Origin of the sequence: uncultured Methanobrevibacter sp. (assembly GCF_900316895.1) — an archaeon.
Taxonomy (GTDB): Archaea; Methanobacteriota; Methanobacteria; order Methanobacteriales; family Methanobacteriaceae; genus Methanocatella.
Window position 1 is genome coordinate 1 of record NZ_ONER01000045.1, and the last position, 13,763, is coordinate 13,763.

Genomic DNA, 13,763 nt, shown 5'->3' on the forward strand with positions numbered 1-13,763 from the left:
TGTCAATTCACATTCTTTGTTATAATGACTTATAAAATATTGCAAAATATCACTCTATAAAATATTATTAATATATAATATTTGTTACTATTCATTATTTAAGTTTTCCAATAGTTCCATATATGAGGTTCTCTCAAAACCGTCTGTGATGCCCAATTTCTCAAATAGTTCGAATATTCTGTTCTGGGCTTCTGTGTAGTCATCGCTGTCGCTTAGGGCGATTTCTATCTCCATATATGGCGGGAGGCCTTCAACATCATCAAGTGATATTTCAAAGTTTTCGTATTGGTAGTACTGGCGGGATTTCCTGACGGTCCTTGCCGGAGCGAATCCGATTTCGGTGAATATGTCGCTTGCTTTGGATGCGCTTTCGATGCTCATCTCGACTTCCTTTCTGGTCTTTGCCTTTTCGTTGAGCTTAGGGCCCTTGTAGGTTATGAATGTGTCATTGTTTGTTGTCCTGATTCTTAAGGCCTCGTCTGTTTTGGCAAAGTCCACTATCGGGCTTTGAAAGTAAATATCTTCCTGGAATTCGTCCTTTGTTTTGACTGCACCAAGATCTTTGAGCCTCTTTTCCATTTCCTCAAAGCTATTGATTCTAGCTTTCACTTCAACTTCAATCATGGTATCAATTTTTTTTAATTTTTTCTTAATTAATTATATGATTTTTGAGATATAAATTTTCAATCATGTAAGGAATTTTCACTTGCATTTTGTGTCGGCTCCACAGGTCAGATGTTGTCGGCCTTCAATACTAATTGGAATTTAAAGATGGACATCTTTTAGGTGATGCAATCAGGTGGAAGGTATTGGAGATTTATATTTTGCGTAAAAAATCTATGATATTGTTTAAACGGAGAAGTCCAACAATCAGAATTGATTTCGATTTTTACATTTTTTTTAAATATCCTTTAAAAGGGGTCTGCCTATTTGATTTTGGTGATGTAATACTAAAATACAGTAACATTTATAAATAACTATTTTCAATACATGAATTTGAATTTCATTTATAAAGGGGCTTTTATTTTAAAAATTTAAAATTTTCAAATTTTTTAAAAAATGTAAAATAATTTCCAAATAAACATACCTTTATATACTATTTAAATAATATATTTAACTAGTAAAAAAATGAATTGGAGGTTTTAAATTGACCGATGTTGATATTAAAATTGAAAACATTGTTGCTTCTGCAAGCATTGGAAAGGACATCGTCTTGACTGAAGTGTCCGAAGCTTTAGAAGGGGTTAATTTTAATCGTGAACAGTTTCCGGGATTAGTATTTAAACTCAAAGATCCCAAAACAGCAGCATTAATATTTAGCTCTGGTAAGCTTGTTTGTACTGGAGCAAAATCTATAGATGATTCCAAATTGGCAATCAAGAAAACTGTAGATTTGATGAGGACTATCGATACTGAAATTCCTCATGAATTTGACATTAAAATTCAAAACATCGTGGCTTCCGCAAATCTGGAATCCACATTAAATTTAGAAGCGGTAGCTTTGGAATTAGAAGATACTGAATACGAACCTGAACAATTTCCGGGTTTAGTATACAGATTATCCGACCCTAAAGTGGTCTTATTATTATTTGGTTCCGGTAAGGTTGTATGTACCGGTGCAAAAACCAAAGATGACGCTAAATTAGGCGTCGAAAGAGCTTACGATAGATTAAGTGAGCTAGATTTAATATAATTGGTGGTATTATTGATTAAACTTGTAGTATTTGACTTAGATAACGTTATTATTGATGGTGAAGCAATAGATGAGATAGGTAAATTAGCAAATGTTGAAGATGACATAGCTGAAATCACTGAAAAAGCTATGCAAGGTGAAATTGACTTTGAAACTTCCATTAAAGACAGAGTACAACTTCTCGAAGGAACTTCAATTGAAGATATCGAGAAAGTTGCTGAAGATCTTCCATTAATGCCTGGAGCTTGCAAAACCGTCAAATGTCTAAAAGATAAAGGTGTAGATGTAGCTATCATTAGTGGTAGTTTTGATGTAGTGGCTGATAAAGTATCTGATAAACTTGGCGTTGACACAGTTTATACAAATAGTTTCACAGTCGAAGATGGTAAATTAACTGGCGAAGTGACTGGTCCTCTCGTATCCGGTTCCAAACTGGACGTATTGAAAGACCATGTCGAAGAAGCAGGAATTACTTTGGATGAAGTAGTTGCTGTTGGAGATGGCGCTAACGACATTTCCATGATCGAATCAGCAGGTTGCGGAATTGCATTCAATGCAAAAGACTCCGTAAAGGAAATTGCTGATGTTGTAGTAGAAGAAAAAGACTTGTGCAAAGTCTTATGTGAAATCTGTAATCAATTAACCACTGATGATGCTGAAGAAGAAACTGTAGAAGAAGAAGTAGAAGCTCAAGAAGCTGAAAGCGATGCTGAAACCGAAGAAGAAGTTAAAGAAGTAGAAGCTGAAGAAGCTGCTGAAGAGGAAGCTCCTGCAGAAGATGCAGAAGAAGAAGCTGCTGAAGAAGAAGCAGAAGAAGCTCCTGCAGAAAAACCTGAATTTGTTCTTGCTGACACCATGGAAGGTGTAAGAAAACAAAAAGATGAAAAAGAAGCTGAAATCGCTAAAGTTGCTGAAGAAAGAGAAGAATTCAACAAGACCGCTCGTGAACAACGTAAAATAAGAGATGAATTAAACGCATCCTTAAAAGAAAACTTAAACAAAGCTATCGAATACAGAAACGAGCGTAATGAAATCAACAAAGAAGTTGAAGCTGCTAAAAAAGCTCGTAATGAAGCAAACAACAAAATCAAAAGTCTTGAATGGAATTCTGGTAAACGTAACAAAGTGAAAATCGAAAACGAAATCAAAAAGATTGATAAAATCATTGAAACTCGCGTTCTCGATATCAAAAAAGAAAATCAGCTTGTTAAAAACGCCAACGACTTAAGAAAACAGTTAATGGAAATTCATGAAGATGAATCCGTTAAGGCTGAAGCTGACGAGCTCAGGAAAAAATCCGAAGAGGAACACGAAAAAGTTATTGAACTTTCCGAAAAAGCTCAAGCAGCTCACGAAGAAATGCTTAAATACTTCAGAAAAACCGATGACATTAGAACTGCAGCTGACGAAGCACACAAAAACTTTGTTGAAGCACGCAGAAATGCATCCGCAAAACATGAAGAATTTAAAGATATCTTAAGTGACATCCATGTTATCAACAAAAAATTAGGTTCCAACAAACCTAAACGCAGAAAATCCGATAACAAAGGATCTTCCGGCGGTAACAAAAACCGTGAAGAAAGACAAAGAGCTCAAGAAATCTTCGAAAAATTCAAACAAGGTGGAAAAGTCTCTACCGAAGAGATTTTACTCTTGCAAAAATATAATATAGGTTAAACTCGCTTTAACCTTACTATTTTCTTTTTTTTAAGGTTTTAACATGGCAGAAGAAAAAATTGAAACCTGCTTTATCTGCGGCCAGAAGTTTGACATGAACAAGGCTGATTTGGCTTATTACCGTAACGGCAAATATCCGATCTGCGATTTCTGTGCTGATTTTTATAGATTTTATGGAGAAGAGTTAACTCCTAAAAAAGAATAATTTTTTTTTTAAATATTTTTTAATCATAATTATTGATTGAACAATTCAAAAAGCTTTCAATTAATGTTTAAGCGCAATATACTTAATTGTCTATTATATTTTACAATTTTCAAAAAATATTATATATTAAAAACAGATATATTTAACGGAGGTTAAATATGAATAAAAAAATAATGTTATTGGTTTTAAGTATTTTCATTGTTGCCTTTGCCATCGGAAGTGTAATTGCTGAAGAACAAAAGGAAAATACTGAAATAAAAATGTTGAGTGAAGATACATTGAAAAATGGAGACAATATTGAATTACAGCTTGTAGATGCAAAAGGCAATCCAATCGCATCTCAAAATATTAACATAAGCTTTGAAGCAAACGGAAAATTGGAAAACTACTCTGTTGTCACTGACAAGGATGGAAATGCCTACTTGGTATTATTTAATGAGGAATTGGGTGACCACAAGGTAATTGTCAATTATTCAGGTAACGAAAAATATAATCCATTTAAACTGGAAACCAGTATCAAAATAGTTGAAGGCGAATCCACTAGTGAAGATACTGAAGATGAATCCACTGCCAGCACCGTGCAATATGATAATTCAACTGCTAATGATGGCAATTCATCTGCTTCAGCTTCAGGTGAACCTGCAGAATTATACTACTGTCAGGAATACAACTTCTATTACGATTCTGACGGAGTTATTCACGGCGGTCAAAGTGACGGAGCCGACGCTTTCGAAACTTATATGTCATATAAGGATGCTGAACAAAGAGCTGCAGAAACCGGAAGCACCGACTTAGAATAGTTCTGCTATGAGTAGATTCATTAATAAATAAGGATTGGTAAAGCTTTTTTTTACAAATCCTTTTATTTTTACTTATTTTATGCTATCATTGATTAGTTCATGCTTTTTTCACTGATTTAATCAATTTTTCGGCAAGCTTGAGGGCCTCGTCGATTACCTGCCACATGTCGAAGTACTGATACATTCCAAGCCTGCTGCGAATATGTCTCAATTATGCAGTTACCAATTCGCTTTCTGTTTCTGGAATTCCGGTTAAATTGCTGGTAATTCTGTTGATATCAAAGATTTGGGTTTTATCGTGTACTGGAACGACTAATTCTGCTGTTAATTTAATGGATTCATCGGTAACGGTTGATTTAACAGTAATTTTTATCAGATTTTTGAAGTAACTTTTCTCCAAATGGAACAATTTGGATGCGTTCAGGAATTCAAATGCAACAGGATTTCCATCTTTATCTATGTCTAGAATCACATCATTGTCTAATTCAAGTGAAACTTCATATTCATACTTTTCAACACTATAAATGAATAATGAATCTCCTTGTCTGTCATAGTCATATGCTAATTTAGTTACCATTTATTTCACCCTTTTTGATCTGAAAGTTTCCATGACTGTTATGAATTTGATTGTTTTATTATCATTTATGCCAATGACTAATGATAAATCTTTACTTGGTTTTGTTAAATGTTCGAAGTATAATCTAAATTTATTATAATCTTGTTTTAAAATACCCATCAAAGGTTCATAAAGAAATGTTTCAAATATTAAACCTAAATCCGATATTCTTTGGATATTTCGTAGATTAAAATGTTTTGAATCAGGTAAGACTGATTCATCGCATTTGTTAATTATTTCAATTGCTTCTTCAATACTATAATCTCTCATATTATTTACCTCTTTCTTGTGAATTTGTTTTTTTCTATATCTTTAAGGAATTTCATTCAAATTAACACAGATTAGGTAAATATTATATTTGAAAGTATATAATCCTTGTTGAAGCCATTTCGTTAAATTGCTTTCAGTTTGTAAAATTGCAATAACTTTGTAATTTTTAAAAGGGAATCAGATGAATTTAATCCAGCTTTTCGGCAAGCTTGAGTGCCTCATCGATTACCTGCCACATGTCGAAGTACTGATACATTCCAAGCCTTCCTCCGAAGATGACGTTTCCTTCGCTTTCGGCCAGTTCCTGGTATTTTTCAAACAATTTGGAGTTCTTCTCGTCATTCATTGGGTAATAGGCCTCCTCTCCCTTGGACCAGGTTTTAGGGTATTCCCTTGTGATTATGGTCTTTGGGGACTCGGAGGATTCGAAGTGCTTGTGCTCAATGATTCGTGTGAAAGGGGTTTCTGCGTCGGTATAGTTTATGACGGCATTTCCCTGGTAGTTTTCCATATCGAGGGTTTCGAACTCAAAGTCAAGCCCACGGTATTCGAGCTCTCCGTAGCAGTAGTCGAAGTACTGGTCAATCATTCCTGTGAATATGATTTTGTCGGCCATGCCCATCCATTTGTCCCTGTCGTCGAAAAAGTCTGTGTCGAGTCTGACCTCAATGCCTTCAAGCATCTTTTCAATGATTGCGGTGTATCCTCCGATAGGTATTCCCTGGTAGAGGTCATTGAAGTAGTTGTTGTCGAATGTGTACCTTACGGGCAGTCTCTTTATGATGAATGCCGGAAGGTCCCTGCAGTCACGTCCCCACTGTTTTTCGGTGTATCCCTTGACGAGCTTTTCGTAGATGTCCTTTCCGATAAGGGATATTGCCTGCTCCTCAAGGTTTTTCGGGTTTTCAATCTTGAATTCGGCCTTCTGCTCCTCAATTTTTGCCTTTGCCTCCTGAGGGGTCTTCACTCCCCACATCTGGTAGAATGTGTTCATGTTGAAGGGCAGGTTGTAGAGTTCGCCCTTGTAGTTGGCCACAGGTGAGTTTGTGTAGCGGTTAAAATCGGCAAACTGGTTTATGTAGTCCCACACTTGTCTGTTGTTTGTATGGAAGATGTGTGCGCCGTATTTGTGGACGTTGATGTTTTCCGTTTTTTCGGTGTATACATTTCCGCCGATGTGGTCCCTTTTTTCTATTACGAGACATTTTTTTCCTTTCTTGGTCATTTCATATGCTATAATGGAGCCGAAAAGGCCTGATCCGACAATCAAATAATCATAATTCATGTTAATTCTCCGGATTATATCTTTGTTTTTAATGCTATTTAAAATGATATTTGATTTCAAATGTTTAAAATCATTCAGTTCATGAATTTTTTGCTGTTGAAAGCAATTGCTTGAAACAACTTATATACTTATATATACAGAATAAATATCAATAGGCTAAAAATCATAAAATTAGGGTTGTAATTTATGAAACTTAAAAAAATACTGATAATGACGATATTTGTTCTGATTTTAACAATTGGGGCCGTCAGCGCATCAGATGATAATCAAACGTCAGATGAACTGGCTGTCGATGACAATACTGAAATAGAAACATTGGATGAACATGCTGGCGATGTAAAAGACGATAGTGTCTTGAGCATGGATGATGAGGATGAAAAATTGGCAGTGGGAACGGAGGATCCGTCTATGACCGTCTCAACAGAGGATATAATGGAGGGAGAGCCTGCCGTAATAAATGTATCTCTTGAAAGTGATGCAACAGGAAGTATTACTGTACAGGTAAACAATCGTACCTTTCTTGCGGATATCGTGTCAGGGTCAGCTTCCCTGGCTGTCTCTAATTTGGGCCCTGGAACTTACCAGTTCCAAGTCACATATTCGGGAGATGATAACTACGCATCCGTTACTGTCCCCTGTACTGTGAATGTCATGCCGGACACTACATTTGAAAAACTCAAAAAGCTGATTGATGATGACGTAACCGGCGAGATTACGCTTGACAGGGACTATCATGGCAATTCAAGCGAAATCGTAATTTCAAAGACCATCACAATAAACGGTAACGGACACACCCTGAACGCCCACGGTGTGTCAAGGATATTCCATATTACTGCAGGTAGTGTTGTCATCAACAATCTGACATTTGTCAACGGTTTCACGGATTCTGATGGTGGTGCTGTTTATTTTGATTTAGGTTCGACAGGTATTGTGACAGATTGTAATTTTACTAATAACTCTGCTGATGAAGATGGTGGAGCAGTATATGTTAAAGGTTTAGACTGTAAAATATATAATTCCACTTTCACAGATAACACCGCAGGAGATGATGGTGGTGCAATCCTCTGGGAAGGTGCAAGAGGTTTAATATATAATTCCACTTTTACAAGCAATAGGGGTGTAGGTAGGAATGGTGCTCATTCTAGTGGTGGTGCAATCAACCTTGTCGGTGATTATTCAGTTGTTGAAAAATCCAAATTTGATGGAAACACTGCAGATATAAACGGTGGTTCTATATATGCTTCAGGTAATTATGTTAACATTACCGATTCCACATTCACTAATTCTAATGTTACTCATACTAAAGAAAATGATTATGCGCATGGTGGAGGTGCAATATATATTGAAGGTCATGACACCAATATTATAAATTCCACATTTAATCAAACTAATGCAAGAGTAGGTGGAGTTATTTATGTACAAGGTGCTCTTGCTGCAATTATTGATTCCACAATCACTAACAGTTATGCAGTAACCGGTGGTGCAGTATATATTAATGGTCAACATGCATCTGTCATCAACTCATCATTCACCAACACTGATGCAAAAACCACAAACACTTTCGTTACTGATAATAAGGGTGGTGCAATATATATTCTTGGTAATTATACTACTATTGAAGGTTCCAATTTCACTAGGGCATCCGCTTATCAAGGTGGTATTCTTTACCTGCAAGGCCAATACTGTAATGTCATTAACTCCTCATTAGACCATGGTTATTCCTATCATGATGGGGGTGCTTACTATTCCACAGGTACAGATTCTAATGTTACTGGTTCCAACTTCACAAACAACACTGCCGGTGAAAACGGTGGTGCTGTATACTCTACCGGTTCATACTGTATTGTATCTAATTCTAACTTTACAGATAACTTGGCGGAGTTGAGTGGAGGTGCTCTTTATTGGTATGGTGGAACTAATTCTAAATATAATACTGTTGATGGTTGTATATTCACAAATAACACTGCACACGGCAGCGCTGCTGATACTAGTATTACAAGAGGTGGTGGCGCTATTTATTGGTCTGAAGGTGGACAATATGATACTATTAAAAATTCTTATTTCTATTATAATTCCGTTCAATCCACTATTAATCAGAAAGTGAGTGGGGGAGCTGTTTTATGGGATAAAAGTTATCATGCATTGGTTGATAACTGTATTTTTGTAGGCAATTTCGTCACCACTGATGGTGATGGAGGAGGTAGTGGACCCTCAGGAGTTTGGGCTCAAGGAGGAGCCATGTATTTAAGAACAAATGCCAATTATACTGTAAGAAATTGTCTATTTGAGAATTGTTCTTCATCTAAGGAAGCCGGTGCACTGTATATACAGGGACTTACATCTGGCAATACTCCTATGATTTTCCTTGAAAATTCAGTATTCATAAATAACGTTGCTCAGGCTAAAGGTAACTCTAACATCAATGGTGGAGGTGCAATTCAGGTTAAACAATGTGCTAATATTGAATTCAACAATCTTACATTTGTAAACAACTCTGCTAATAAGGGTGGAGGTCTATGTGTCTTGGACAGTGTCAATAATTTAGTAGTAAACGGTGCTACTTTTGATGGCAATAAAGCTTCCAGCAGAGGTGGAGGAATCTATGCTAGTGATGATTTTACTGCGAATAATATCACATTTTCCAATTGTGAGGCTACAGATGCTGGTGGTGCTGTTTATGTCGCAGGAAACTCAGCGAAGTCAATAATTCAGGATTCAACATTTACAAATTCACGTGCAAAAAATGGCGGTGCAGTATACTGGGGTGGTGCTAATGGAATCATAATCAATTCCCTATTTGACAACAACACTGCTGATGAAAACGGTGGAGCGGTATGCTGGTCAGGGGACAACGGAAGAATAACCGATTCCACATTCTCCAACAACACTGCCGGTGAAAATGCTGGGGCCATATTCTGGGTAGGTTACAACGGAAACATATCTGGCTCCATATTTTTAGATAACGCTGCAAATTATTATGGTGGAGCCATATGCTGGGGTGGTGCTAATGGAATCATAATCAATTCCATATTTGACAACAACACTGCTGGTGAAAATGGTGGAGCCATATTCTGGGAAGGTGACAACGGAACTATAACCGATTCCATATTTGACAACAACACTGCGGGTCAAGATGGTGGAGCCATATATTCTTCCTTTAATGTAGAAATTAGGCATTCCCATTTTACAGACAATGCAGCAACTGATTCTGGTGGAGCGATTTACAATTGCAGTTATGAAGACTGTACATTTGAAGCAAACAGCCAACCGCAATTCTACCCACTCAGGGACACACCAATGACAATTACGGTTGAGGTTAAAGAAGACATTATAGTGATTGTTACTCTTCCAAGCGACGCTACAGGAAACGTAACCGTAACCGGCTCAATTATATTTTCTACTACGACAGCACCCATTATAAACGGATCATGCATCATACCTGCTCAGGTTTTGTCTTCAGGTGAATATGAAATCAGAGCAACATATGATGGAGATGAAAGTTATCTGGCCAATTCCACTGCCGTAAACATCACCGTATCAAAAACTGTGCCGGACATAACCGTGAAAACCGGCAATATCGAATACGGTGAGGCCAAAAGCATCGATGTCAGCCTTCCGGGCGATGCAACAGGAAATGTTGAATTCACACTATTTAAGGATGATTCACAATTTATAGAGAGCAAAAATTTAACTGTAAGCGGAGGAACTGTGTCATACGCTCTTCTAATGCTCAATGTTGGAAGATACACACTCAAAACAAGATATTCCGGGGATTCCAGATACGAAATTAAGGAAGCAAACACTACATTCTATGTCTCTCCAAAGATAAACATAACTCCTGACGTCATCATCGACGAAGAAGGAGTAATCACAATGGAACTGGGTAATGTCACCGGAAGCATATGGGTGTATTTGGATGGCCTAGAGGACGGAAGCAAAACAATCAAAAATGGAAGAATCACATATTACTTGTCTACAGATGAATTGACTGTTGGAAACCACAGCATACACTTCCAATACTCAGGAACTGACTTTGATGAAAACGTTTTCAACTACTGGAACGAAACCACAGGCTCATACGAGCCGATTCTCTATCCATTCTGCATACACAAGAAACAGTCAGAATCCGAAGCCGAAACAAAAGGAGATATTCTGGAGGTCATTTTGGAAGACGACAAGGGAATTGTGCTTGAAAATGCAACAGGAAACATAGAATTCACCATCCTAAACCAGTTCACAGGTGAGGTCACAAAAATCGTCGTTGAAATCGTAAACGGTATTGCCAATCTTGACATTTCCAGATTCAAGGACGGAAACTACATCATCTCATGGTATTATGCAGGTGACGACAAGCATGCCCCTATGTCAGATACAATGGTGCTTGAAATAAATCACAAGGTTTCAAGAATCACAGCCGGCGATTTAAGCACACTCTATACATCTTCACAGGCATATTCGGTCAGGGTGTATGGAAGCGATGGAAAAGCAATAAGCGGTGTGCCTGTAACCTTTTTGATAAACAACAAGGCATTCAAAACAGTAAAAACTGATAAGAACGGTGTTGCAAGCGTTGCAATCACACAAAAGCCTGGAACATACAAAATCACAGCAAAATCCCGGGCAGTATCAGTTACCAAAAAGCTGACTGTAAAGCACATCTTGTCCGTTAAAAAGATTAAGATAAAGCGCACAGCCAAAAAAATCACAATAAAGGCAACCCTCAAGAAGGTCAACGGAAAATACCTGAAGAGAAAAACGATCAAATTCAGATTCAACGGCAAGAAATACACCGCAAAGACCAACAAGAAGGGCGTCGCCAAGATTACCGTCAGGAAAAATGTCTTGAAAAAGCTTAAGAAAGGCAAAAAGGTAACTTATCAGGCTACATACCTGAAAGACACTGTGAAAAAATCAGTTAAAGTAAAATAGGAAGTTAATCTTCCTTTTTTCTATTTTTTTGATGCATGAAATCATCAGGGATTTGATGTTTTCAATTAAAAAGTTTTTTTAAATAGGAAGTACAAAATAGTATTATTATAATTTAAAAAACGTTTTTATAACATAAAATTTAAATTAAGTTAAGAGCTATCCTAACGTTTAAAAAATTATTTCACGTGATATTATGAGTAAAGTACATAGAACATTCACATCAGAATCAGTAACACAGGGACACCCTGACAAGGTTGCTGACATCATATCTGATGCAATATTGGATGCATACATGGCAGGAGACAAGAATTCCCATGTTGCATGTGAAACTTGTGTAACAACAGATTTCTGTATGGTATTCGGTGAGATTACCTCAAATACCGAGTTATCAAAGGAAGATATTGAAAAGATTATAAGGGATACTATCATTGAAATCGGCTATGACAAGCCTGAACTTGAATTTGACGGAAATACCTGTAAGGTTGCAAACAGGCTCCACGCACAGTCCCAGGACATCAACCAGGGAGTTGACAGGGGAGATGAGGAAACCGGTGCAGGAGACCAGGGTATGATGTTCGGGTTTGCAACAAACGAGACAGAATCACTCATGCCTTATCCGATTGATTTGGCCCGTAAACTTACCAATAAATTGACTGAATTGAGGGAAAGCGGAGAAATTCCTTATTTAAGACCTGACGGAAAGGCACAGGTTTCAGTCAACTATGATGAGGATGGAAATGTCATTTCACTTGACGCAGTTGTGTTGTCAACCCAGCATGACGAGACAGTTTCCGACGACCAGGAAACCCTTAAAAAAGACATCCGCGAAAAGCTCTTCAAGGCAGTCATACCTGAAGGCCTTATTACAGAGGATACAAAAGAGCACATCAACCCTACAGGCAAGTTCGAAATCGGAGGCCCTCACGGGGACGCAGGACTTACCGGACGTAAGATCATTGTCGACACCTACGGAGGATATGCACGCCACGGTGGAGGAGCATTTTCAGGAAAAGACTGTACCAAAGTGGACAGAAGCGCATGCTACATGGCAAGATACATCGCCAAAAACATCGTTGCAAGCGGACTTGCTGAAAAATGTGAAATCCAATTGTCCTATGCAATAGGCGTTGCCGAACCTACATCCGTCATGGTGGACACCTTCGGAACCGCCGCCGACATAGGTGATGTGAAATTCGAACAAATCGTACGTGACAACTTCAGGCTCACTCCTGACGGAATCATCGAAACCCTTGGCTTGAGGGACACCACCTACAAGCAGACCGCAAAATACGGTCACTTCGGTATCGAAGGCCTTCCTTGGGAGAAAACCGACAAGGTCGACGATTTGAAAAAATACATCAAATCTTAAAATCCTTTCAGGACTTGCTCTTTTTGAGCAGGTTCAACACTATTTTTTTTAATAATCTTTAATTGAATAGTAATCACTATTCAGTGGACATATTTAGCTTATTTTGTAATTTAATATTATCAACAAAGAACATTAATGGTTATTTTTGAGAATTTATGTAATGGCATTACTTCTTCAATAGGTTTGCAACAAATCTGTCGAAACTCCTCTTGAAATTGGCATTTATAAGTAAGTATATCAGTACTATCAAGTTAAGAAATTTTTCTGATTTTTATTTTTATTTTTATTTATCCTGATTTTTTATTTTGTTAATTTTTGTTTATTTTACTCATTTATGCGCGTTATTATTTTAATTTTATTTAATTAAGTGTAAATTTACTTATATCTACTTTTAAGTATTATTAATAGTTAATATTAAATATTATTAGATATAAAGTATTATTATCTAATAATATTAGTTTTTATTTGAGAATTGTTGTTTTTAGGGGGATTTTTGATGGTTTTTGAAAATGTGTTTTCAAATTTTTTAGCAAATTTTAATAATTTTGTTGATGAAAAATATATATTAAGTGATAATGCTTTTGTTCGTAAAGGTAAATGGAGTTTGGAAACTGCAATTAAATTTCCTTTATCTTTAAAATGCAAGAATACCACAACTTCTGCAAGTTGTGGATGAATTGCACTATTGGGTGTACTATCTTTTTTATTTATTTTTTTGCGTTTATTTTTTATTTGTGTTTTTTGGTGGCTTTTTTAGGTCATGAATTTTTATTCAGTATACTTTTTTTATGGATTTTTAATAATTGCTTTGGGTATGAAAAATTGTTTTGGGTTTGAAAAATTGCTCTGAGTTCGTTATTCGATTACTTTTCAAATGCTCTCTCTTATTTTTTATATATGGGTAATTATAAATGAGATA

11 protein-coding genes are annotated in these 13,763 nt (G+C 36.7%); 7 read left to right on the forward strand and 4 right to left on the reverse strand.

Annotated elements, in window-relative coordinates:
• Window positions 1-87: 87 nt before the first annotated feature.
• Window positions 88-624 carry a class IV adenylate cyclase gene (cyaB, locus tag QZN27_RS06045; protein WP_296785017.1) on the reverse strand — a complete coding sequence of 179 codons (537 nt, stop codon included), beginning with the start codon at window positions 622-624 and terminating at the stop codon, window positions 88-90.
• A gap of 523 nt (window positions 625-1,147) precedes the next feature.
• On the opposite strand from cyaB, the gene QZN27_RS06050 reads away from it, so the two are divergent.
• The 4 genes from QZN27_RS06050 (at window position 1,148) to QZN27_RS06065 (ending at window position 4,375) form a co-directional block, all read left to right on the forward strand.
• Window positions 1,148-1,693 carry a TATA-box-binding protein gene (locus QZN27_RS06050; RefSeq protein ID WP_292792009.1) on the forward strand — a complete coding sequence of 182 codons (546 nt, stop codon included), beginning with the start codon at window positions 1,148-1,150 and terminating at the stop codon, window positions 1,691-1,693.
• A gap of 12 nt (window positions 1,694-1,705) precedes the next feature.
• Window positions 1,706-3,370 (forward strand): phosphoserine phosphatase SerB, encoded by a 1,665-nt coding sequence (gene serB, locus QZN27_RS06055; RefSeq protein ID WP_296785024.1) that lies wholly within the window; start codon window positions 1,706-1,708, stop codon window positions 3,368-3,370.
• Between the two features lie 43 nt (window positions 3,371-3,413).
• Window positions 3,414-3,575, forward strand: coding sequence for a hypothetical protein (locus QZN27_RS06060; protein ID WP_296785027.1), 162 nt, complete (start codon window positions 3,414-3,416; stop codon window positions 3,573-3,575).
• A gap of 158 nt (window positions 3,576-3,733) precedes the next feature.
• On the forward strand, window positions 3,734-4,375 hold the full coding sequence (locus tag QZN27_RS06065; protein WP_296785029.1) for a hypothetical protein: 642 nt from the start codon (window positions 3,734-3,736) through the stop codon (window positions 4,373-4,375).
• 211 nt (window positions 4,376-4,586) lie between these two features.
• Here the strand turns inward: QZN27_RS06065 and QZN27_RS06070 are convergent, their stop codons facing one another.
• The 3 genes from QZN27_RS06070 to glf form a co-directional block, all read right to left on the reverse strand.
• On the reverse strand, window positions 4,587-4,952 hold the full coding sequence (locus QZN27_RS06070) for a DUF2283 domain-containing protein (RefSeq protein WP_296785030.1): 366 nt from the start codon (window positions 4,950-4,952) through the stop codon (window positions 4,587-4,589).
• The gene (locus QZN27_RS06075) at window positions 4,953-5,261 is read right to left on the reverse strand and encodes a hypothetical protein (RefSeq protein WP_296785031.1); all 309 of its coding nucleotides are present in this window, start codon (window positions 5,259-5,261) and stop codon (window positions 4,953-4,955) included.
• Window positions 5,262-5,448: 187 nt separating this feature from the next.
• Complete coding sequence (gene glf / locus QZN27_RS06080) at window positions 5,449-6,546, reverse strand: UDP-galactopyranose mutase (RefSeq protein WP_296785037.1); 1,098 nt, start codon at window positions 6,544-6,546, stop codon at window positions 5,449-5,451.
• A 186-nt stretch (window positions 6,547-6,732) separates the two neighbouring features.
• Between glf and QZN27_RS06085 the strand changes: the two genes are divergently transcribed.
• The 3 genes from QZN27_RS06085 to QZN27_RS06095 all read left to right on the forward strand — a co-directional run bounded on the left by QZN27_RS06085 (window position 6,733) and on the right by QZN27_RS06095 (window position 13,520).
• Window positions 6,733-11,475 (forward strand): Ig-like domain repeat protein, encoded by a 4,743-nt coding sequence (locus QZN27_RS06085; RefSeq protein ID WP_296785047.1) that lies wholly within the window; start codon window positions 6,733-6,735, stop codon window positions 11,473-11,475.
• Between the two features lie 193 nt (window positions 11,476-11,668).
• Window positions 11,669-12,844 carry a methionine adenosyltransferase gene (metK, locus tag QZN27_RS06090; RefSeq protein ID WP_296785052.1) on the forward strand — a complete coding sequence of 392 codons (1,176 nt, stop codon included), beginning with the start codon at window positions 11,669-11,671 and terminating at the stop codon, window positions 12,842-12,844.
• Between the two features lie 496 nt (window positions 12,845-13,340).
• Window positions 13,341-13,520 (forward strand): hypothetical protein, encoded by a 180-nt coding sequence (locus QZN27_RS06095; RefSeq protein ID WP_296785054.1) that lies wholly within the window; start codon window positions 13,341-13,343, stop codon window positions 13,518-13,520.
• Window positions 13,521-13,763: the final 243 nt, after the last annotated feature.

Coding starts and splice junctions, on each gene's coding strand:
- cyaB (WP_296785017.1), bottom strand. CDS start 624: ATGATTGAAGTTGAAGTGAAAGCTAGAATCAATAGCTTTGAGGAAATG.
- QZN27_RS06095 (WP_296785054.1), top strand. CDS start 13,341: ATGGTTTTTGAAAATGTGTTTTCAAATTTTTTAGCAAATTTTAATAAT.
- glf (WP_296785037.1), bottom strand. CDS start 6,546: ATGAATTATGATTATTTGATTGTCGGATCAGGCCTTTTCGGCTCCATT.
- QZN27_RS06085 (WP_296785047.1), top strand. CDS start 6,733: ATGAAACTTAAAAAAATACTGATAATGACGATATTTGTTCTGATTTTA.
- QZN27_RS06075 (WP_296785031.1), bottom strand. CDS start 5,261: ATGAGAGATTATAGTATTGAAGAAGCAATTGAAATAATTAACAAATGC.
- QZN27_RS06065 (WP_296785029.1), top strand. CDS start 3,734: ATGAATAAAAAAATAATGTTATTGGTTTTAAGTATTTTCATTGTTGCC.
- metK (WP_296785052.1), top strand. CDS start 11,669: ATGAGTAAAGTACATAGAACATTCACATCAGAATCAGTAACACAGGGA.
- QZN27_RS06060 (WP_296785027.1), top strand. CDS start 3,414: ATGGCAGAAGAAAAAATTGAAACCTGCTTTATCTGCGGCCAGAAGTTT.
- QZN27_RS06070 (WP_296785030.1), bottom strand. CDS start 4,952: ATGGTAACTAAATTAGCATATGACTATGACAGACAAGGAGATTCATTA.